13 protein-coding genes, 1 other RNA gene and 1 pseudogene are annotated in these 21,727 nt (G+C 60.3%); 9 read left to right on the forward strand and 6 right to left on the reverse strand.

Going from position 1 to position 21,727, the window contains the following annotated elements; translation table 11 throughout:
• Positions 1-363: 363 nt before the first annotated feature.
• Positions 364-1,713: an NCS2 family permease gene (locus tag ACRESH_RS08315; protein ID WP_431741535.1), complete on the reverse strand. Its 1,350-nt coding sequence runs from the start codon at positions 1,711-1,713 to the stop codon at positions 364-366.
• 359 nt (positions 1,714-2,072) lie between these two features.
• On the opposite strand from ACRESH_RS08315, the gene ACRESH_RS08320 reads away from it, so the two are divergent.
• Positions 2,073-2,840: a GntR family transcriptional regulator gene (locus ACRESH_RS08320; protein WP_036994364.1), complete on the forward strand. Its 768-nt coding sequence runs from the start codon at positions 2,073-2,075 to the stop codon at positions 2,838-2,840.
• Positions 2,841-2,976: 136 nt separating this feature from the next.
• Positions 2,977-3,423, forward strand: a complete 447-nt coding sequence (locus ACRESH_RS08325) for an REP-associated tyrosine transposase (RefSeq protein WP_431741536.1) — start codon at positions 2,977-2,979, stop codon at positions 3,421-3,423.
• A gap of 100 nt (positions 3,424-3,523) precedes the next feature.
• Here the strand turns inward: ACRESH_RS08325 and guaD are convergent, their stop codons facing one another.
• The 4 genes from guaD to xdhA all read right to left on the reverse strand — a co-directional run bounded on the left by guaD (position 3,524) and on the right by xdhA (position 9,618).
• The gene (gene guaD / locus ACRESH_RS08330; protein WP_431741537.1) at positions 3,524-4,828 is read right to left on the reverse strand and encodes a guanine deaminase; all 1,305 of its coding nucleotides are present in this window, start codon (positions 4,826-4,828) and stop codon (positions 3,524-3,526) included.
• 10 nt (positions 4,829-4,838) lie between these two features.
• On the reverse strand, positions 4,839-5,684 hold the full coding sequence (gene xdhC, locus ACRESH_RS08335) for a xanthine dehydrogenase accessory protein XdhC (protein ID WP_431741538.1): 846 nt from the start codon (positions 5,682-5,684) through the stop codon (positions 4,839-4,841).
• Between the two features lie 90 nt (positions 5,685-5,774).
• A complete protein-coding gene (gene xdhB, locus ACRESH_RS08340) occupies positions 5,775-8,171 on the reverse strand; it encodes a xanthine dehydrogenase molybdopterin binding subunit (protein ID WP_431741539.1) in 2,397 nt (798 codons plus the stop codon).
• Positions 8,164-9,618 (reverse strand): xanthine dehydrogenase small subunit, encoded by a 1,455-nt coding sequence (gene xdhA / locus ACRESH_RS08345; protein WP_431741540.1) that lies wholly within the window; start codon positions 9,616-9,618, stop codon positions 8,164-8,166. Before xdhA ends, xdhB begins: the two co-directional genes overlap by 8 nt.
• A gap of 271 nt (positions 9,619-9,889) precedes the next feature.
• Between xdhA and ACRESH_RS08350 the strand changes: the two genes are divergently transcribed.
• The 7 genes and pseudogenes from ACRESH_RS08350 to ACRESH_RS08380 form a co-directional block, all read left to right on the forward strand.
• Entirely contained in the window at positions 9,890-10,549 is a 660-nt protein-coding gene (locus ACRESH_RS08350; protein WP_431741541.1) for a GntR family transcriptional regulator, read from the forward strand.
• Between the two features lie 2 nt (positions 10,550-10,551).
• Positions 10,552-14,040, forward strand: coding sequence for a chromosome segregation protein SMC (gene smc, locus ACRESH_RS08355; protein ID WP_431741542.1), 3,489 nt, complete (start codon positions 10,552-10,554; stop codon positions 14,038-14,040).
• Positions 14,041-14,243: 203 nt separating this feature from the next.
• Entirely contained in the window at positions 14,244-15,116 is an 873-nt protein-coding gene (zipA, locus tag ACRESH_RS08360; RefSeq protein WP_431741543.1) for a cell division protein ZipA, read from the forward strand.
• Between the two features lie 77 nt (positions 15,117-15,193).
• Complete coding sequence (gene ligA / locus ACRESH_RS08365) at positions 15,194-17,548, forward strand: NAD-dependent DNA ligase LigA (protein ID WP_431741544.1); 2,355 nt, start codon at positions 15,194-15,196, stop codon at positions 17,546-17,548.
• A 61-nt stretch (positions 17,549-17,609) separates the two neighbouring features.
• Positions 17,610-18,749 carry a zinc-binding metallopeptidase family protein gene (locus ACRESH_RS08370; protein ID WP_431741545.1) on the forward strand — a complete coding sequence of 380 codons (1,140 nt, stop codon included), beginning with the start codon at positions 17,610-17,612 and terminating at the stop codon, positions 18,747-18,749.
• Between the two features lie 115 nt (positions 18,750-18,864).
• An RNA gene (gene ffs, locus ACRESH_RS08375) (signal recognition particle sRNA small type) lies at positions 18,865-18,961 on the forward strand.
• A gap of 604 nt (positions 18,962-19,565) precedes the next feature.
• Positions 19,566-20,006 (forward strand): annotated as a pseudogene (locus ACRESH_RS08380) (phospholipase effector Tle1 domain-containing protein); the annotation flags it as partial.
• Between the two features lie 740 nt (positions 20,007-20,746).
• Here ACRESH_RS08380 and ACRESH_RS08385 read toward each other — a convergent pair.
• Positions 20,747-21,628 (reverse strand): substrate-binding periplasmic protein, encoded by an 882-nt coding sequence (locus ACRESH_RS08385; RefSeq protein WP_431741546.1) that lies wholly within the window; start codon positions 21,626-21,628, stop codon positions 20,747-20,749.
• Between the last annotated feature and the right edge of the window lie 99 nt (positions 21,629-21,727).

Genomic DNA, 21,727 nt, shown 5'->3' on the forward strand with positions numbered 1-21,727 from the left:
GCCGATTAACGCTGCGTCGTTCATGGTGATGGCCTCCAGAGTAAAAACACCCTGCGAAAGCTTAGGCTCCGCAGGGTGCCGGGGTGACCATCTCATTAAGTAGGCCGCCGTAAAGGCGGAAGGGGCCAGTAGCGGCGCCACAGCGAATGGATAAGCTCGTAGCCTCAACATCCCAACCCAAGGATCATAGTCCCCAGGATTCCGTGAAGAGCCTTTTTTTGCCTTGCAACTCACTCCGGTGGGCGCGGGCTTGTCCCGCGATTGCGGGCTGTCAGCCAAATCGCATCGCGGGGCAAGCCCGCTTCCACAGAAACAACAAAAAGCCCCACCCGAAGGTGAGGCTCTGTTTACCTGAGGTTGTGTTTACAAGAATACAAACTTGGCAATGAAGATCGCCGTCAGCACCCAGAGGCTTGCGGAAATCTCCTTGTAACGACCAGTACCCGCCTTGAGCACCACATAGGTGATAAAGCCCAGGGCAATACCATCGGCGACCGAGAAGGTCAGTGGCATCATGATCGCGGTGACGATCGCCGGGATGCTGTCGGTGGCTTCATCCCAGTCGATATGGGCCATGCTGCCCATCATCAGCATGGCGACGTAGATCAACGCACCCGCCGTGGCGTAGGCGGGAATCATCCCGGCCAGTGGCGCGAAGAACATCGCCGCAACGAAGAACAGGCCGACCACCACGGCCGTCAGCCCCGTGCGACCACCTGCGGCAACCCCCGCAGCGCTTTCCACATAGCTGGTAACCGGCGGTACGCCGACCACTGCACCGAACACGCTCGAGGCACTGTCAGCCTTCAACGCTCGCGAGAGGTTTTCGATGCGTCCGTCGGCATTCACCAGGTTGGCCCGCTGGGCTACGCCCATCAGGGTGCCGGCGGTGTCGAACATATGCACGAAGAGGAAGGCGAATACCACGGCAATCATGCTGACGTTGAACACGCCTGCCACATCCATGGCCATCCAGGTCGGTGCCAGGCTCGGTGGCAGCGAGAACAAACCGCCGTATTCGACCAGGCCCAGACCCCAGCCAGCGAGGGTGACGCTGATGATGCTGATCAGGATCGCGCCGAACACCCGGTGATAGCTGAGCACCGCGATCATCAAAAAGCAGATCGCTGCCAGCAGCGGGCCTGGCTCGTGCAGGGAGCCGAGCTTGATCAGGGTGGCCGGGCTGTCGACGACAATCCCTGCAGTTTTAAGACCGATCAGTCCGAGAAACAATCCGACGCCGGCACCCATTGCATGACGCAGGCTTACGGGAATGCTGTTGAGCAGCCATTCACGCACCCGCGACAGCGTCAGCAGCATGAACAGCACCCCGGAGACGAACACCGCGCCCAGCGCGGCCTCCCAGGTGTAGCCCATGGTCCCGACCACGGTATAGGTAAAGAAGGCGTTGAGCCCCATGCCCGGTGCCAGGCCGACCGGCCAGTTGGCGTACAGGCCCATCAACAGGCAGCCCAGGGCGGCAGCGATACAGGTGGCGACAAACGCCGCGCCGTGATCGATGCCGGCATCGGCCATGATGTTGGGGTTGACGAAGATGATGTACGCCATGGTGATAAAGGTGGTCAACCCGGCGATCATTTCGGTCTTGACGGTGGTGCCATGTAGCTTGAGTTTGAAAATCCGCTCCAGCCAGCTCGTTTCGAGCGGTGGGGCGAGATCCAGCGTAGGGGCTTCGGATTTGCGGCTTTCCACAGCGTGTACTCCTCAAGTCTTTTCTTGTTTTTCAGAGCCAGTCCTGCGCACGCACTGGGGAGCTCTGTGAGGCGGATGGGATGGCAGGCGACCGGACCTTTTGTTGACTTCTGAGTCAGGAAGTTGCACGAGGGGATTATGCGTTTGTATACAAATAATGCAAATAATGTTTTCGTTGCTGTGCGCAAATAATTTCGCCGCGTAGCTATAAAGGCCATCATCCCCTGCAGAAATCCCTGCGGCTGTGTACAATGTGCCCATACCTTAATCGTTTAATTTTCTTATCAAGACTTGCCTTCGCCCTGCTGGCTGGTATTACAGTCAGGATCCGACAGGCCGATCCCCGTGCTCGAGTGCCCATGAACGAACAGCTGCAACCTCTCAAGAAACCAGTGCGTACCGGCAAGGCCGGGCGCAGCGGAACCCAGGACGATATCGTCTATGCGCACATTTTCGAGGCCATTCTCGAGCAGCGTCTGGCGCCGGGTACCAAGTTGAGCGAGGAAGCCCTGGGCGAAATTTTTGGCGTCAGCCGCACGATCATTCGTCGCGCATTGTCGCGCCTGGCCCATGAAAGCGTGGTGCTGCTGCGGCCTAACCGTGGTGCGGTGGTGGCCAGCCCTACGGTCGAGGAAGCGCGTCAGGTGTTTTTCTCGCGGCGCATGGTTGAACGCGCCATTACCGAGCTTGCGGTCGAGCACGCCACGGCTGAGCAGCTTAACGAGCTGCGCCAAATGGTTCGTGAAGAGCGCGACAGCTTTTCCCGGGGTGATCGTGGTGCCGGTATTCGCCTGTCCGGCGAGTTCCACTTGAAGCTGGCCGAAGCTGCGGGCAATGCGCCGTTGATCAGCTTCCAGCGCAGCCTGGTATCGCAGACTTCGCTGATCATCGCCCAGTACGAAAGCGGCAACCGCTCGCACTGCTCTTACGATGAGCACATGCAGCTAATCGACGCCATCGAAGCCCGTGACGTCAATCAGGCGGTCAGCCTGATGATGCATCACATGGACCACATCGACAGCAAACTCAACCTCGACGAAGACAGCGCCTCGGATGATCTGCATGCGGTGTTCTCGCATTTGCTGCAGACCAAAAAACGTGGTGGTGTGGCGCCGCTCAAAGGTTGATACATCTTCCTTCGGGCCGCTTTGCGGCCCTTCGCGGATGAATCCGCTCCCACAGAAATCTTTCGATAATTTCTTGTAATCAGGTGAGGCATTATGCGAACTAGGGTTGGAAAGACATCCAGTCCGGATCGTTTGTATGCCTTCCGGTCATCTGCGCATCGGTCGTTACAGTGAATCCGGCCGAATCTATCTATTGACCTCAAATACGTGGGAGCGAAATCCTGTTTTCAGTGATTTCTTCTTGGGGCGTTTGCTGGTTCAGCAGTTTCGAGTGGCCGAAGAAAATGGCCAGGTGCGATCCCTGGCATGGGTCGTGATGCCTGATCATTTTCATTGGTTAGTGGAATTGCAGGATGTTCAACTAGCTCGCTTAATGGCCAAAGTAAAAGCTGCCAGTGCTATTGCGATTAACCACCGTCGAGGTCAAACGGGTGAGTTTTGGCAATCAGGTTTTCACGACCACGCTCTGCGTCACGAAGATGATCTTCTTCATGCTGCTCGTTACGTAGTGGCCAACCCTTTAAGGGCCGGATTAGTAACACGATTGGTCGACTATCCCTTGTGGGACGCAATCTGGCTGTAGTGGGAGCGGATTCATCCGCGAAGGGCTGCAAAGCAGCCCCGCTAGGTCTGGTGGCGCCGCTGATCGGCGGCGCTTTGTACCGAGGGCTTTTCCGTGAGACCTAACGCTGGTGCACGCAACGTCCGGCGGCGAAGGTCTGCTTGACGGTGCGGTCGTCGCCCAGGGTCATCAGCACGAACAGGGTTTCGTCGATGTTGTTGGACTGCTGAATGCGGTAGTCCATCAGTGGTGTGGCCTTGTAATCGAGCACCAGGAAGTCGGCATCGTTGCCAGGCTTCAGGCTACCGATACGGTCATCCAGGCTCAGCGCCTGAGCGCCGCCGAGGGTGGCCAGGTACAGTGACTTGAACGGGCTCAGGCGCGCGCCCTGCAGCTGCATGACCTTGTAGGCTTCATTGAGGGTGTTGAGCAGCGAGAAGCTGGTACCAGCACCGACGTCGGTACCCAGGCCGACCTTGACCTTGAACTTCTCCGCCTGCGGCAGGTTGAACAGGCCGCTGCCGAGGAACAGGTTGGAGGTCGGGCAGAAGGCCACGGCCGAACCGGTCTCGGCCAGGCGCTGGCATTCCTCGTCGCACAGGTGCACGCCGTGAGCGAACACCGAGCGCTCGCCGAGCAGCTTGAAGTGGTCGTAGACGTCCAGGTAACCCTTGCGCTCGGGGAATAGTTCCTTGACCCAGTCGATCTCCTTGAGGTTTTCGCTCAGGTGGGTGTGCATGTACAAGTCGGGGAACTCGCCCAGCAGTTGCCCGGCCAGGGTCAGTTGCTCCGGGGTGCTGGTCGGGGCGAAGCGCGGGGTCACCGCGTAGTGCAGGCGGCCCTTGCCATGCCAGCGCTCGATCAGTGCCTTGCTCTCAACGTAGCCGGATTCAGCGGTATCGGTCAGGTAGTCCGGGGCGTTGCGGTCCATCATCACCTTGCCGGCGATCATCCGCAGGTCCAGGCGTTCGGCTTCTGCAAAGAAGGCATTGACCGATTCGGGATGTACGCTGCCAAACACCAGGGCAGTTGTGGTGCCGTTGCGCAGCAGTTCTTCAACGAAGATCTTCGCCACCTTGTCGGCGTGGTCCTTGTCGGCAAACTGCTTCTCGCAAGGGAAGGTGTAGGTGTTGAGCCAGTCCAGCAGTTGTTCACCGTAGGAACCGATCATGCCGGTCTGCGGGAAGTGAATGTGGGTGTCGATAAAGCCAGGGGTGATCAGGGCGTCCTGATAGTGCTGCACCTCGATGTCCGCTGGCAGGGTCGGCAGCAGTTCGCTGGCGTGCCCCAAGGCGCTGATCTTGCCGTTGTCGATCAGCAGCAGGCCGTCTTCGAAATACTGGTAGGAGGCTTCGATACCTACTTCGGCAGGGTCGGCGATGCTGTGCAGGATGGCGGCACGGTAGGCTTTGCGGGTTGCGCTCATAGGGCTCTCGTCATATGGCTTGGCTGCGCCGAGAGGGCGGCAGCAATTGGGCAATGGGGCCGGCATTGGCAGCAGTGTCGTGCTGGCCGAAGCTGGCGTTGTAGGTGGCTATGATTTCGGCGGCGATGGACACGGCGATCTCGATCGGCAGCTTGCCCTTGACCTCGGTCAGGCCCATTGGGCAACGCATGCGCTGCAGGCGCTCCTCGGTATAGCCGCGTTCACGCAGGCGGTGCTCGAATTTGACCCGTTTGGTCTTCGAGCCAATCAGGCCGAACCAGGTGAAGTCATTGCGTTTGAGGATTGCTGCGGTCAGTTCCAGGTCCAGCTGGTGGTTGTGGGTCATGACGATGCAATAACTGCCAGCGGGCAGGTCGTCGACTTCATCGACCGGCTCTTCGCTGACGATCTTGCTGACCCCGGCCGGAATGCTCTCGGGAAATTCCTGCTCGCGCGAATCGATCCAGCGCACCCGGCAGGGCAGCGCGGCGAGCAAGGGTACCAGAGCACGGCCAACATGGCCTGCACCGAACACGGCAATTTGCGCCTGCACCTGGCCCATGGGTTCGAACAGCAGTACGGTGGCGCCGCCGCAGCACTGGCCAAGACTGGCGCCGAGGCTGAAGCGTTCCAGATGCGGCGATTCGCGACGTTCAGCGAGCATTTCGCGGGCAATCTTCATCGCCTTGTATTCAAGGTGACCGCCGCCAATGGTGTCGAACAGTTGTTCGGCGCTGACCACCATCTTCGAGCCGGCATTGCGCGGTGTCGAGCCGCGCTCCTCGATGATGGTTACCAGTACGCAGGCTTCGCCGCGGGCTTGCAGGTCGGCGAGGGCGTTGATCCAGGTGTGCATAATCACTTACCTATTGGGGGCCTGTTCTGGCCTCATCGCCGGCAAGGCCAGCTCCTACAGTGGGAGTCGGCCTTGCCGGCGATTGGGGCTTCACGGAGTCACTGTCTCAACCTCGGAAGCCGGCTGTTGCGCCGCCACCGCCTTGCGCATCTGTTCGCAACCCCACAGCACCCGCTCAGGCGTTGCCGGCGCATCGATCTTCGGCTGCACACGGTAGTCCGCCAGGCTGGCCACGGCGTCCTTGATCGCACACCAGGCGGCGATACCGAGCATGAACGGTGGCTCACCTACGGCCTTGGAATGGAACACGGTGTCTTCCGGGTTCTTGCGGTTCTCCACCAGCTTCACGCGAAAATCGATCGGCATATCGGCCACTGCCGGAATCTTGTAGCTGGCCGGGCCGTTGGTCATCAGCTTGCCCTTGGCGTTCCACACCAGCTCTTCGGTGGTCAGCCAGCCCATGCCCTGGACGTAGCCGCCTTCCACCTGGCCAATGTCGATGGCTGGGTTCAGCGAGGCGCCGACGTCATGCAGGATGTCGGTGCGCAACATCTTGTATTCGCCGGTCAGGGTGTCGACGATCACTTCGGCACAGGCCGCGCCGAAAGCGAAGTAGTAGAACGGGCGGCCACGGGCCTGGCTGCGGTCGTAGTAGATTTTCGGGGTCTTGTAGAAGCCGGTGCTCGACAGCGACACCTGGGCAAAGTAAGCCTGCTGGATCAAGGCGTCGAAGCTGACGATTTCGTCGCGGATACGCACATGGTTGTTGCGGAACTCGACGTCTTCTTCGGTTACCTTGTACTGCCGCGCGGCAAATTCCACCAGGCGTTTCTTGATGATCTCCGCCGCGTTCTGCGCCGCCTTGCCGTTCAGGTCGGCGCCGGAGGAGGCCGCCGTCGGCGAGGTGTTGGGCACCTTCTCAGTGTTGGTCGCGGTGATCTGTACGCGCTGGAAGTCGACCTGGAACACCTCGGCCACCACCTGCGCCACCTTGGTATTCAGGCCCTGGCCCATCTCTGTGCCGCCGTGGTTGAGGTGGATGCTGCCGTCGGTGTAGACGTGTACCAGCGCACCGGCCTGGTTGAGGAAGCTTGCGGTAAAGGAGATGCCGAATTTCACCGGAGTCAGCGCCAGGCCTTTCTTGAGGATCGGGCTGTTGGCGTTGAAGCGGCGGATCGACTCGCGCCGTTCATGGTAGTCGGCGCTGGCTTCCAGTTCCGCGGTCATTTCTTCGAGCATGTTGTGCTCGACGGTCTGGTAGTAGTGGGTGACGTTACGCTCGGTCTTGCCGTAGTAGTTGGCCTTGCGTACCGCCAGCGGGTCGAGCGCCAGATGGCGGGCGATGTGGTCCATCACCTCTTCGATGGCGACCATCCCCTGTGGGCCACCGAAGCCCCGATAGGCAGTGTTCGATGCGGTGTTGGTCTTGCAGCGATGGCCGTTGACCGTGGCGTCACCGAGGTAATAGGCGTTGTCGGAGTGGAACATGGCGCGGTCGACGATGGACGCCGAGAGGTCCGGCGAATAGCCGCAGTTGCCGGCCAGCTCCAGGTTGATACCGTGCAGGCGGCCGCTGTCATCGAAGCCGACGTCGTATTCGACATAGAACGGATGACGCTTGCCGGTCATCAGCATGTCCTCGACCCGCGGCAGACGCATCTTGGTCGGCTGGCCGGTCAGGCGGGCGATCACCGCGCACAGGCACGCCGGGCTCGCCGCCTGGGTTTCCTTGCCGCCGAAGCCGCCGCCCATACGGCGCATGTCGACCTGTACCTTGTTCATCGGCACGTCGAGCACTTCGGCGACCAGCTTCTGCACCTCGGTGGGATTCTGGGTCGAGCAGTAGACGATCATCCCGTCGTCTTCGGTAGGCATCACCGAAGAAATCTGGGTTTCCAGGTAGAAGTGTTCCTGGCCGCCGATGTGCAGGGTACCTTGCAGGCGATGCGCGGCGCTCGCCAGGGCAGTGGCCGAGTCGCCGCGTTTGTGGGTGTGGCTTTCCAGCACGAAGTGGCGTTTGCGCAGGGCCTCGACCACGTCGAGCACCGGTTCCAGATCCTCGTATTCGACAATTGCGGCCATCGCCGCGCGGCGTGCGGTGTCCAGATCGCGGGCGGCGACGGCGAGCACCGGTTGGCCGACGTACTCGACCTTGTCGATGGCCAGCAGCGGGTCACCCGGCATGATCGGGCCAATGTCCTTCAGGCCCGGAATGTCTTCGTGGGTGATGGCGATGCGCACACCCTCGAAAGCGTAGCAGGGGCTGGTGTCGATCTTCAGCACCCGGGCATGGGCGCGGTCGGACATGCGCGCATACACGTGCAGCTGGTTGGGGAATTCCAGGCGGTCGTCAATGTACTGCGCTTCACCGCTGACCTGCTTGTCGGCGCTGTCGTGCTTGATGCTGCGGCCGACACCGGTGGTCAGGTCCTGGCTGAACAGTTCGGCCATTTGTGCCTGGCTTTTGGCGACGTGATGATTAGACATAAGCGGTCACCCGAGTCTCGATGTGCGGCGTTTGCAGTTCGATGAAGAATTTGCGCAGCAGGTTCTGCGCGCTGAGCAGGCGGTATTCCTTGCTGGCACGGAAGTCCGACAGCGGGGTGAAGTCTTCACCCAGGGCCTGGCAAGCGCGTTCGATGCTGGCCTGGTTCCAGGCTTTGCCGACCAGGGCGGCTTCACAGGCACGGGCGCGCTTGGGGATCGCGGCCATGCCGCCGAAGGCGATGCGTGCAGCCTCGACCACACCGTTCTCGATGCGTAGGTTGAAGGCGGCGCAGACAGCTGAAATATCGTCGTCCAGACGCTTGGACACCTTGTAGGCGCGGAACGTCCAGGCGTTGCGGGCGCGCGGCACAATGATCTTCTCGATGAACTCGCTTTCCTGACGGGCAGTGATCCGGTAGTCGATGAAATAGTCTTCCAGGGCCAGGGTGCGGGTGCTCTCGCCTTTGCGCAGGACAACCTGCGCATCCAGGGCAATCAGCAGGGGAGGGGAGTCACCGATCGGCGAGGCGTTGCCGATGTTGCCGCCCAGGGTGCCCTGGTTGCGGATCTGCAAGGAGGCAAAGCGGTGCAGCAGTTCGCCGAAGTCCGGGTATTCACGGCTCAAGGCGTCGTAGCAGTCGGTCAGCGGGGTGGCTGCACCGATCTCCAGGTGCTCGTCTAGCGTCTCGATACGCTTGAGTTCGGCGACGTTGCCGACATAGATCATCACCGGCAGGGTTTTGTGGAACTGGGTCACTTCCAGCGCCAGGTCAGTACCGCCGGCGAGCAAGCGTGCTTCGGGGTGCGAGCCGTACAGGTCGGCAAGGTCGGCCACGGTCAGCGGCACCAGGCAGCGTTTGTCGCCGCTGTTGAGCTCACCGGTTTCGCTTGGGGCGATGGCTTTGAGGCGGGCAATGGTCTGTTCTTGATTGCTATCAAACTGGTCAGGTTTGGCCTGGCAGCAGGATTGTTCGGCGGCGGCGAGGATCGGGCGGTAACCGGTGCAGCGGCAGAGGTTGCCGGCCAGCGCTTCCTGGGCCTTGTGCAGGTCCGGTGCAGCGCTGTTCTTCTGCAGGGCAAACAGCGACATGACAAAGCCTGGCGTGCAGAAACCGCACTGCGAGCCGTGGCAATCGGCCATGGCTTGTTGCACGCTGTGCAGTTGACCCTGGTGCTTGAGCCCTTCGACGCTGATCAATTGCTTGCCGTGCAGCGACGAAACGAAGGTCAGGCAGGAGTTCAGGCTGCGGTAGCGGATATGCTCGCGGCCGCTGTCGTCCTCGGCCAATTCGCCGACCACTACGGTACAGGCACCACAATCGCCGCTGGCGCAGCCTTCCTTGGTACCGGACTTGCCCAAGTGCTCGCGCAGGTATTGCAGCACTGTCAGGTTGGGATCCAGGGCATGCTCACTGCGCAGCTCCTGGTTGAGTAGAAACTGGATCACGGAAGGCCTCACACGCGGTTTATTGTTGTTGAGCGGACTGTAAGCAGACTTGATTTTTAGGTCAACATTTTTCTGACTTTGGGGTCAGGAAAATTGTTGCGACACTGCCCACCCACCACAGGTGCTTCTCTATAGAGCATAGTCCGCTGTGCTCATGGCGAATCTTTTGCGCCATTCGTGCCAACTTCTGTATCCAGGCCCCTGCGCGGCGCAGGGGCAAGTGCGCTACAATTGCGCCTTTTGCACAGTTCAATGATTTTGAAGGAAAACCATGACGTTCAAGGCGCCGGACAGCCTCTCCGAGCAAATTGCCCACTACCTGGCCGAGCGGATCATCCGCGGCGAGCTCAAGCCTGCTGAACGTATCCAGGAGCAGAAGGTCACCCAGGCGTTGAATGTCAGTCGCGGCTCGGTGCGTGAAGCTTTGCTGATCCTCGAACGTCGCCATCTGGTGACCATTCTGCCGCGCCGTGGCGCCCACGTGACCGAGCTCGACGAGCATGGGGTACGCAGCCTGTGCACCTTGATGGGCGAGCTTTACATCCTGTTGGGCAATGCGGTTGCGCAGCACTGGCGCAACGAGGGGGACTTGCTGGCGTTCCTGACGATTCAGCAGCGTTTGACCAGTGCCCTCGAACGCCAGGACATCAAAGCCTTCGTCGAAGAGAGCTTTGCGGTGATGCGCGCCGCTTATCCGTTCGCCAACAATCCTTACCTGCAGGAAACCGTTGAGAACCTGCAGCCGGCCATGAGTCGTGCCTATTACCTGGCACTGGATCAACGCAAGGCCGAGATGAGCGACTTCCTGGCACTGTTCGCCAACCTGCTTGAAGCCGTGGTGGCACGCGATCAGACGCGGATCCGCACGGTGCTGGCCGAATACTGCCAGCGCAGCTGCGAGCTGGTGCTGGCGGCACTGGCGACTGCCTGAGCATGCGCCTCAAGTGCATTCGCCTGGCCGGATTCAAGTCGTTCGTCGACCCGACCACGGTCAACTTTCCCAGCAACATGGCGGCGGTGGTCGGGCCCAATGGCTGCGGCAAGTCCAACATCATCGATGCGGTGCGCTGGGTGATGGGCGAAAGCTCGGCCAAGAACTTGCGTGGCGAGTCGATGACCGATGTCATCTTCAATGGTTCGACCAGCCGCAAGCCGGTGAGCCAGGCCAGTATCGAACTGGTGTTCGACAACTCGGACAGCACCCTGGTCGGTGAGTACGCCGCCTACGCGGAAATCTCCATCCGCCGCAAAGTCACCCGCGACGGGCAGAACACCTATTACCTCAACGGCACTAAATGTCGGCGCCGTGACATCACCGACATCTTCCTTGGCACCGGCCTGGGCCCGCGCAGCTACTCGATAATCGAGCAGGGGATGATCTCCAAGCTGATCGAGGCCAAACCGGAAGACCTGCGCAACTTCATCGAAGAAGCGGCCGGGATCTCCAAGTACAAGGAGCGTCGGCGCGAGACCGAGAACCGCATCCGCCGCACCCATGAAAACCTCGAGCGCCTGACCGACTTGCGCGAGGAGCTGGAGCGCCAGCTCGAACGCTTGCATCGCCAGGCCCAAGCCGCCGAGAAGTACAAGGAATACAAAGCCGAGGAGCGCCAACTCAAGGCGCAACTGGCCGCCTTGCGCTGGCAAGCCCTGGGTCAACAGGTCGGTCAGCGCGAAGTGGTGATCGCTGACCAGGAAGTTGCCTTTGAGGCGCTGGTGGCCGAGCAGCGCAATGCCGATGCCAGCATCGAACGCCTGCGTGATGGCCATCATGAGCTGTCTGAGCGCTTCAATCAGGTGCAGGGGCGCTTTTACTCGGTCGGTGGCGATATCGCCCGGGTCGAGCAAAGCATCCAGCATGGCCAGCAGCGTCTACGCCAGCTCCAGGACGACTTCAAGGAAGCCGAGCGCTCCCGCTTGGAGACCGAATCGCACCTGGGCCATGACCGCACCTTGCTGGCCACCTTGGGCGAAGAGCTCGAATTGCTTGAGCCCGAGCAGGAAATGACCCTGGCCGCCGCCGAAGAGTCGGCCGCGACCCTGGAGGAAGCCGAAGGCACCATGCACGGCTGGCAGGAGCAGTGGGACACGTTCAACACCCGTTCAGCCGAACCGCGCCGGCAAGCTGAAGTGCAGCAGGCGCGCATCCAGCAACTCGAACAGGCCCTTGAACGTCTCGCCGAACGCCAGCGCAAACTGGGTGAGGAGCGCGACCAGCTCAGCGCCGACCCTGAAGACGCCGCGATTCTGGCGCTGGGTGAGCAAGTGGCCGCCAGCGAGCTGGTGCTCGAAGACCTGCAGTTGCAAGAACAGCAGGTGGTCGAGCAGTTGGAGGCGCTGCGCGAACAGCTGCAGCAGGCAGTCCAGGCGCAACAACAGGCCCAGGGTGAGTTGCAGCGTCTGGGTGGTCGTCTGGCGTCACTCGAAGCCTTGCAGCAGGCTGCGCTGGAGCCGGGCGCTGGCACCGCGCAATGGTTATGCGAGCAGGGCTTGGAGCAGCGCCCGCGCCTGGCCGAAAGCCTGCGGGTCGAGCCGGGGTGGGAGTTGGCGGTAGAAACCGTGCTGGGCGCAGATTTGCAGGCCGTGGTGGTTGATGATTTCAGCAGCCTTGATCTGGCGGGGTTCAGTCAGGGCGATCTGCGCTTGCTTGATTCAATGGCCGAAAGTGCGCACATGCCGGGCAGCTTGCTTGACAAAGTTGAAGGGCGAGTCGATCTGGCGCCCTGGCTGGGCCAGGTTCTGCCGGTGGAAAACCTTGAGCAGGCGTTGGCCCGGCGTAGCCGCTTGAACGACGGTCAGAGCCTGGTCAGCCGTGATGGTTATTGGCTTGGGCGGCATTTTCTGCGGGTCAATCGCGCCAGCGATGCCCAGGGTGGTGTGCTGGCCCGTGGTCAAGAGCTGGAGCGCTTGGGCCTTGATCGTCAGGCGCTGGAAGCCTCGCTCGAATTGCTCGAAGCCCGGCTTCAGGCGCAGCGCGAACAGCAGCAGGCGCTTGAGGAGCGTCGCGAGCACTTGCGTCGTCGTGCTCAGGACGAGGCCCGTCAGCAGAGCGAGTTCAACGCACGCCTGTCGGCCGGCAAGGCGCGGGCCGAGCAACTGAGCTTGCGGCGTCGGCGTCTGGAAGAAGAACTGGCCGAACTGCTGGAGCAGCGCGCCCTCGAAAGCGAGAATCTCGGCGAATCGCGCCTGCAATTGCAGGACGCCCTCGAACTGATGGCCCAGGACACCGAGCAACGCGAGTTGCTCCTGGCCCAGCGCGACAGCTTGCGTGAGCGCCTCGACCGGGTGCGCCAGGAAGCTCGTCAGCACAAGGATCACGCCCATCAGCTGGCGGTGCGCCTGGGCTCGCTGCGGGCTCAGCACGACTCGACCCGCCAGGCCCTGGAACGCCTGGAGCTGCAATCGCAACGCCTGACAGAAAAGCGCGAGCAGCTCAGCCTTAATTTGGAGGAGGGGGAAGCGCCGCTGGAAGAGTTGCGCCTGAAGCTCGAAGAGTTGCTGGAAAAACGCATGAGCGTCGATGACGAAATGCGCCAGGCGCGCCTGCATATGGACGAGGCTGACCGCGAGCTGCGTGAGGCGGAAAAACGCCGTACCCAGGCCGAGCAGCAAGCGCAACTGCTGCGCGGCCAGCTGGAACAGCACCGTCTGCAATGGCAGGGGCTGAGCGTGCGGCGCAAGACCCTCCAGGAACAGCTGCAGGCCGACGGCTATGACCTGCAAGGGGTGTTGGGCACCTTGGGTGAAGCGGCCAGCGAGCAAGAGGCCGAACAGGAGTTGGAGCGCATTGACGCCCGTATACAGCGCCTGGGTGCGATCAACCTGGCAGCCATCGACGAATATCAGCAGCAGTCAGAGCGCAAGCGCTATCTGGATGCTCAGGATGCCGATCTGGTCGAAGCCCTGGATACCCTGGAAAACGTCATTCGCAAGATCGACAAGGAAACCCGCAACCGCTTCAAGGATACCTTTGATCAGATAAATGCCGGATTACAGGCACTTTTCCCAAAAGTTTTCGGTGGCGGCAGCGCTTACCTGGAACTGACGGGCGAAGATCTACTCGATACAGGGGTAACAATCATGGCGCGGCCACCGGGCAAGAAGAACAGCACCATCCACCTGCTTTCGGGCGGGGAGAAAGCGCTGACCGCCCTGGCCCTGGTGTTTGCCATTTTCAAATTGAACCCGGCACCGTTCTGCATGCTCGATGAAGTCGATGCACCACTGGACGATGCCAACGTCGGACGCTACGCCCGGCTGGTCAAGGAGATGAGTCAGACAGTGCAGTTCATCTATATCACCCATAACAAGATCGCCATGGAGATGGCTGAGCAGTTGATGGGGGTTACCATGCACGAGCCGGGTTGTTCACGTCTTGTTGCAGTTGATGTAGAGGAGGCGATGGCCATGGTCGACGCCTGATTGGAGGCGGTAAGGCGTGAACCTGCGGTAAATGGCCCGGTCAGTTGCGACAGACGGTGTAAAGTTATCTTTGGTCGTGCTAGCTTAATGTCACTTATTTTTTGCGTGGGTAAAACGCCTGTCAGAACATAGAGTTGGCGCCACGTTTTAAAGGGGTTTAAACCCTTTATTTTTCAGCATTTTTTACAGAGGCACAGGATTACATGGAAATCGGTCTGCGCGAGTGGCTGATCGTCATCGGCATTATTGTCATTGCCGGTATTCTTTTTGACGGCTGGCGTCGCATGCGCGGCGGCAAGGGCAAGCTGAAGTTTCGTCTGGATCGCAGCTTCTCCAATGCGTCGGATGAGGAAAACAGCGCTGAGCTGATCGGCACGCCACGGGTATTGGACACCCACAAGGAACCTGAGCTGGACGAACACGACCTGCCGTCCATGAGTGCGCCTGCGCGCGAGCGTGACGGCAACAGCAACAACAGCAAACCGAAAGCTTCCAAGCGCAAGCGTGGCAGTGAGCCGCAACAGGGTGACCTGAACCTGGCTGCCGAGCCGCGTGAGCCAGACCTGTTCGCCAGCATTGACGGCGATTACCCGGATGAAACCCGTGGCAGCGTTGGCAGCAGCGAGGTCCGCGGCCTGCCACCGGTTGAAGAAGTACTGGTGATCAGCGTGATTTCCCGTGACGAAGGTGGCTTCAAGGGCCCGGCCTTGCTGCAGAACATCCTGGAGAGCGGTTTGCGCTTCGGCGAGATGGATATCTTCCACCGTCACGAAAGCATGGCCGGTAATGGCGAAGTGCTGTTCTCGATGGCCAACGCGGTCAAGCCTGGCGTGTTCGACCTGGACGACATCGATCACTTCAGCACCCGTGCTGTGAGCTTTTTCCTCGGCCTGCCGGGGCCGCGTCATCCCAAGCAGGCCTTCGACGTCATGGTCGCTGCTGCGCGCAAGCTGGCCCATGAGCTCAATGGTGAGCTCAAGGATGACCAGCGCAGCGTGATGACCGCCCAGACCATCGAGCATTACCGTCAGCGCATTGTCGAGTTCGAGCGTCGTGCCCTGACCCAGAAGCGCTAAAAGCATCACCGACAGCTAGTAGAGACATGCCCAAAGAGCAGCCCAGGCTGCTCTTTTGCTTTGCAAGAGAATACGAAATGACCGCCGAATCCCGAATCCTCGAACTGCGTGCCGAACTCGACCAGCACAACCATCGCTATTACGTGCTCGACGAGCCCAGCGTTCCGGACGCCGAATACGACCGTCTGTTCAGCGAACTCAAGGCCCTGGAGGCTGAGCACCCAGAGCTGGTGACGGCTGATTCGCCGACCCAGCGCGTTGGTGGCGCTGCGTTGTCAGCCTTCAGCCAGGTGCGTCATGAAGTGCCGATGCTCAGCCTGGGTAACGCCTTCGAGGAAAACGACCTGCGCGAGTTCGACCGGCGCGTGGTCGAAGGGCTCGACCTGCCGGCCGGCGACCTGTTCGGTGGCGGTGCGGCGGTGGATTACAGTTGTGAGCCCAAGCTCGACGGTTTGGCCGTCAGCCTGTTGTATCGAGACGGGCAACTGGTACAGGGCGCCACCCGTGGCGACGGCACCACAGGTGAAGACATCAGCGTCAACGTCCGTACCGTGCGCAACATTCCCCTGAAGCTGCAGGGTGAGGGTTGGCCTGCAGTGCTCGAAGTGCGCGGTGAAGTGTTCATGTCCAAGGCCGGCTTCGAGCGCCTGAATCAGGCGCAGATCGAAGCGGGCGGCAAGACCTTCGCCAACCCGCGCAATGCCGCAGCGGGCAGTCTGCGCCAGCTGGATTCGAAGATCACTGCCAGCCGTCCGCTGGAGTTCTGCTGCTATGGCCTGGGTCAGGTCTTGGCGCCACTGGCCGAGACGCATATCGGTACCCTGGAGCAGCTCAAGGCCTGGGGCATGCCGATCAGTCGCGAACTGCGCCATGCAGCAGGCGTGGCCGAATGCCTGGAGTACTACCGCGATATCGGCGCGCGCCGCAATGACCTGCCTTACGAGATCGACGGTGTGGTGTTCAAGGTCAACAGCCTGGCCTCCCAGCGCGAGCTGGGCTTTCGTGCGCGTGAACCACGCTGGGCCATTGCCCACAAGTTTCCGGCCATGGAAGAGCTGACTGAAGTACTTGACGTGGAGTTCCAGGTGGGGCGTACCGGTGCGGTAACCCCGGTGGCGCGGCTCAAGCCGGTGAAGGTGGCCGGGGTTACGGTGTCCAATGCCACCTTGCACAACATGGACGAGGTGGCGCGTCTGGGGTTGATGATCGGCGACACGGTGATTATTCGCCGCGCTGGCGATGTGATTCCGCAGGTCATGCAGGTCGTGACTGAACGTCGCCCTGATGATGCCCGGCCTGTGCACATTCTCACCCAGTGCCCGGTGTGCGGTTCACAGGTTGAGCGCACGCAGTTGATCAAGCGCAGCAAGGGCAAGGAAACTGTCAGTGAGGGCGCGGTCTACCGTTGCGTCGGCCGTCTGGCCTGTGCCGCGCAGCTCAAGCAGGCGATCATCCATTACGTCTCGCGGCGGGCCATGGACATCGAAGGGCTGGGCGAAAAAAGCGTCGAGCAATTGGTCGATGAAGGCCTGATCCGTTCTCCGGCCGACCTGTATCAGCTGACCTTTGAGCAGATCGTTGACCTGGAAGGCTTTGCCGAGCTGTCGAGCAAGAACCTGCTGGCGGCCATTGCTGCCAGCAAGCAGCCAAGCCTTGCGCGCTTCATCTATGCCCTGGGCATTCCCGATGTGGGCGAAGAGACGGCCAAGGTCCTGGCGCGCTCCCTGGGCTCGTTGCAGCGGGTCATGGCGGCGTTGCCGCAGGTGCTCACCTACCTGCCGGATATCGGTCTGGAAGTGGCCCACGAGATCCACAGCTTCTTTGAAGACGAACATAACCGCAGCGTCATTGCGCAACTGCTTGAGCGTGGGCTGCAGTTGCAGGACGAGGGCGAGCTGGGCGCCGAGTTCGCGGCCAGCACCACCCTGGCCGGGCTGATCGCCAAGCTGGATATTCCCTCGGTAGGGCCAACGGGTGCGGAAAAGCTGGTGGCCAAGCTCGACAGCCTGGAAAAAATCATTGCTGCCGACGGCATCGACCTGCGCCAGGCGTTGGCGGCCAAACAGGCCGATGCGGTACGCAGTTACTTTCAGGATCCAGCCAACGCCGCGCTGGCTCTGGCCATTGAAGCGCAGTTGCGTGAATTCGGCATGCACTGGTCGAGCGAGAAGAAGGTCGCTGCTGGCTTGCCGCTGGCCGGTCAGACCTGGGTGCTGACCGGCTCCCTGGAACGCATGAGTCGCGATGTCGCCAAGGACAAGCTGGAAAGCCTGGGTGCCAAGGTCGCGGGGTCGGTGTCGGCCAAGACCCATTGCGTGGTTGCCGGGCCTGGTGCGGGCTCCAAACTGGCCAAGGCCAACGAGCTGGGGCTCAAGGTGCTGGACGAGGATGCATTGCTGACCTTCCTCGGTGAGCACGGTATCGCCGTGTAAACACGGCAACGCGTAGCGGTGCCCATGGTCTAGTCTTGGCAAGCAGCCAGGAGGGATCGCCATGTACCGTTTTTTCGAGCAGCTGGGCGCCAGGATTGCGGCGTCCTTTGTCAGTCGCGAGCAGCGACCGGATCGGGTCTGGCAATGCCAGTGCGGGCAGTCGGTGTTCTTTCGCAACAGCCTGTGCCTGGCCTGCCAGACTGCGCTGGGTTATTGGCCGCAGGGTAATCTGGTCGCCAGCCTGATGCCCGGGCCTGGTGAAGGTCTCTGGCTGCTTGATGGCGAGCCTGAAGCGGGTTCCCTGCGCCGTTGCGCTAATCTCGATACCCCGGCGGCCTGCAACTGGCTGCTGGCCGCTGACGAGCCTCACAACCGGTGCCTGGCCTGTCGCCTGAATCGGACCATCCCTGACCTGTCGCTCGTGGAAAACCATTCGCGCTGGCGCAAGCTGGAAACGGCCAAGCGTCGCTTGACCGCTCAGTTGCTGCACCTGGGGCTGGCCGTCGAGCCGAAAAGCGAGCAGCACCCTGAAGGCCTGGCCTTTGACTTTATCGGTGTCGACCTTGAAGGCCATGCGCCGACCACCGGTCATGCCAATGGCTTGATCACCCTGGATGTGCGCGAGGCCGACGATGACTGGCGTGAGCGGGTGCGGGTGCAGTTGCACGAGCCCTACCGAACCTTGCTTGGCCACCTGCGCCATGAGGTCGGGCATTACTACTGGGACCGGCTGATCGCCGACTCGGCGTGGCTGGAAGATTTTCGCGCACTGTTCGGCGACGAACGCCAGGGCTACGCCGAGGCGCTTGAGCGCCATTATCAACAGGGCGCGCCAAGCGATTGGGCGCAGGCCCATGTCAGTGCCTACGCGACCATGCACCCCTGGGAAGACTGGGCGGAAACCTGGGCCCATTACCTGCACATGACCGATGCCCTGGACACCGCCTTGGCCCTGGGTATGAACGCGAGCAGCCTGGACCTGGACTATCCACCGTTCCAGCGTGAGGACCTGTACCGCCCAGACGACCCGCAAGGCGATCGCTTCCTGGCATTTCTCAATGCCTGGGTCGAGCTGTCGGCGATGCTCAACGAACTGTCGCGCAGCATGGGGCAGGTGGATTTCTATCCCTTCGTGCTGGGCAAGCCGGTGGTTGCCAAGCTGCACTTAATCCACCTGCGGATCACCCGGCAGGCGCTGTAGAGCAGAGCCAAGTCATTGAGTGGTGATGGTTTTTTTTGAATTAGTGGTTGTATCTTCACTTGATGCCGGTACAATGGCGCGGCTTGTCGCCAGATGAGTAGCGTTATGGTGACCCCATCGGTCCCCCCGCATTGATTACCCGTTAACCTGGTCAGGCCCGGAAGGGAGCAGCCATAGCGGGAACATCGAGTGCCGGGGTGTGGCTGGTGGGGTCGCCTCCATTCTTCAAGTCCTTGAATCATCAAGGTTTTTCGCATCAAAAATCTCGAAGTGTTGCAGCGTTGTGGTGAACCTAAGTGGTGCACAGTGCTTTGTATTCTATCGCCTTAAATCCTCGCCTCCAAGTTCCTACGTGCCCTTCTGCTCCGCTGATTGGGGATTCACTTGTTTCGCTTTTTAATCGATGGCCCACGGATACAGTTAGTCTGGGCGCCATGGACTCAGCATGCCTCGCGATGGCTGTGACGATTAAGTTTATTTCGGTCATCAGCATCCCGCGCTCGGGTCATGTATCCAGGGAGGGCGCTCTGATTGGGCTGTTGGTTCGGGGCGTAACATCGTTGCATCTCACGGTGATGTAGTGAAGCTGGCGATCTGTAAAGGAGGCGGGGGCGCTGCCGATATAGGGCCATTAAGGCATCGGCGTAGGTGATTGATGCCCGTTGGCGGGGAAGCGTTTGAGTGAGTAAGCTGCTTAGAAATTACATCGTTCTATTGTTCTGGCTAGCGTTATCGGGTTGCTCCAGTTTATTTTCCGGCAATCGTGAAGTGCCGATTTCCGAAGAGCAGAAAACCAGGCTTCATAATCTTGGAGGAATGCCTTCTTTCATATTGCCGTGGGTCAATGATGGCGAACCGGGTGTGTACACACTAGTCGTGGCGTTCGATGGCACCAACAATGACCTCTTCAATACCCCAGACTCGGAAAATGCCACGGTAGTTGGCAGGCTGTACCAGGATGTCGTTGACGAAGTTCGCAAGGGTCCCGAAAGCGCGCAGATCCCTGTGCAGGCCCTGTCGCATTTTTACTATCGTGGGCCGGGCTGCCCTTCCTGGGTGGCATGTCCTTTTGATTCTGCGATTGGCTGGAGTACCTGGCTGACGGCTCGTCGCGCCGTGGCCGATGTGGAATCCAAAATTGCCAGTATGGATGCTGGGGTTAGAGAGGTTCGTGTCGTTGTCATCGGCTTCAGTCGGGGGGCTGCGACGTCTCGATATTTCCTTAATCTGTTGGCCAGCAAGCCATTGGTTAATGTGCGGCGCGACAAACTCACGGTGCGTTCCTACGCGCTGTTGTTCGATACGGTAGCGACCGGTTTGGCGAGCTATCTGGATCTGTCGTTACCATCAAATCTGGTGTTCGCATACCACTTTGTGGCACAGAACGAGACTCGCAAATTTTTCGGGCTGTTGGTTGATGCCGATGAAGGCTATGAAAGTAATCCGCTGGCGGAACTTTTTTACTTTCCGCAGCGGATTGTGACGATTGAAGTACCGGGGGCGCACTCAGACTTGGGCGACTCTTATAAAAAAGGTGCTGGAATGGCGGTCACGCAGTTTGCACGAATGACGATGGCAGGGTTGGGGTTGAGGCCAACCTTGAAAGGTTACAATTGTGCCTTACCTGAAAATAATGAGCAGCCAGGCTGTCGCGTGCTTGATGAGGGGCTCCATGATTCGCGGGGTATGATCGATCTCTGGCTGGGGGTGCCATCGCCTTATGGTTGTTCCAATTACCGCGAGAGAACTGTGAGGCCCAGTCAGATGAGTCTTGACGATGCGATGGAACTGACATTTCGGCGGTATAAGGAAATTGGGCATTTTCCACCCGATAATGGCAATCTTTTACGTTTTCGATGGCTGGAAAACTATCGCTTCATCAGTTTGGGTGGCCAGCATCCGGTTCTATATCCACGAATCAGCGACATCGGCTTCAATGCAGTGGTCGTGCCGGTGGGCGACCGATTGAAGGTGGTGCTCAGGGGCGCAAATAACGATCAGGTATTCACGGTGCCCGAACGAGTGTTGCAGCGGGTGCGTGAAACATCGGGACGTTCCGAACTCGAGCTGAATCTGATCAAGGGGCAGCCTCGCTGGATCGTCAATGGTTGCATGCCGGACGAGGACTGAGTTGATTGAAGAACTCGGCGTTGCAAGGGCAGCGTATTGGTTAAGCTGTAGCGCTTGAAAATCTGCTCAGTTTCCCCCGTCTGCTTCATCCGCACGAGCGCCTGCAGCAGGCCTTGTGCGGAGTTTTCTGGGTCGTTGCGCACCATGCAACCCAGCTGCTGTTCCTCAAGCCCGGCAAGAGGCTGAAGGCGTTGCTCTGCAGGGAGCTGGCGATTGAACCAATCCAGACTCAACTGACTGCTAATCGCATAGCGGTAGCGTCCGGCCTGCAGTTTCTGCAGTACCTGCAACTGGTTGCGGGCGTCGTCACGTTTAAGGTGGCCATTGTCGAATTGAGGTTGCAGGGCAGGGTAGTTAAAGCCCAGCACGGTACCGATCACTCCGCTGGGCAAGTCCGCCAGGCTTTTTGGCGCTGCTTCCTGGCTACGGGCTACCAGCCAGTCGCGCTGCTGGAACAGCGGCGGGCTCCAGCTGAAGTTGCCCGGCTGCCCGCCGCTCCAGGACGGCATCACGAAACAGCGCACATCAACGCTGCCGCGCTCCATTGCCGTCTGCAGGCGCAAGCGTGGCATTACGTGAAATTCAGGGCGACGCTGCACGCGGCTGGCCAGGGTGTTCATCAGGTCGAACATGATGCCTTCGACCGGCTGGTTGTTTTCCAAACGTACCAGCGGCATGGTCCAGCTATCGGCGACGGCAAAGCGTAAGGGTGGTAACTCAGTGGCCGGCAGTTGGCCGATGTACAGCATCAACAGGCTCAAAACCCAGCGCATCCACTTCTGCCAGTGTGCTATCGGCATCCTGGCGAACAAAGCTTATACGTCAGGCCGCTTAGCGGATGCAATTTC

The sequence above is a fragment of the Pseudomonas sp. genome, assembly GCF_050739775.1.
GTDB lineage: Bacteria > Pseudomonadota > Gammaproteobacteria > Pseudomonadales > Pseudomonadaceae > Aquipseudomonas.

Coding starts and splice junctions, on each gene's coding strand:
- ACRESH_RS08320 (WP_036994364.1), top strand. CDS start 2,073: ATGAACGAACAGCTGCAACCTCTCAAGAAACCAGTGCGTACCGGCAAG.
- zipA (WP_431741543.1), top strand. CDS start 14,244: ATGGAAATCGGTCTGCGCGAGTGGCTGATCGTCATCGGCATTATTGTC.
- xdhB (WP_431741539.1), bottom strand. CDS start 8,171: ATGTCTAATCATCACGTCGCCAAAAGCCAGGCACAAATGGCCGAACTG.
- smc (WP_431741542.1), top strand. CDS start 10,552: ATGCGCCTCAAGTGCATTCGCCTGGCCGGATTCAAGTCGTTCGTCGAC.
- guaD (WP_431741537.1), bottom strand. CDS start 4,828: ATGAGCGCAACCCGCAAAGCCTACCGTGCCGCCATCCTGCACAGCATC.
- ACRESH_RS08370 (WP_431741545.1), top strand. CDS start 17,610: ATGTACCGTTTTTTCGAGCAGCTGGGCGCCAGGATTGCGGCGTCCTTT.
- xdhC (WP_431741538.1), bottom strand. CDS start 5,684: ATGCACACCTGGATCAACGCCCTCGCCGACCTGCAAGCCCGCGGCGAA.
- ACRESH_RS08385 (WP_431741546.1), bottom strand. CDS start 21,628: ATGCTGTACATCGGCCAACTGCCGGCCACTGAGTTACCACCCTTACGC.
- ACRESH_RS08350 (WP_431741541.1), top strand. CDS start 9,890: ATGACGTTCAAGGCGCCGGACAGCCTCTCCGAGCAAATTGCCCACTAC.
- ACRESH_RS08325 (WP_431741536.1), top strand. CDS start 2,977: ATGCCTTCCGGTCATCTGCGCATCGGTCGTTACAGTGAATCCGGCCGA.
- ligA (WP_431741544.1), top strand. CDS start 15,194: ATGACCGCCGAATCCCGAATCCTCGAACTGCGTGCCGAACTCGACCAG.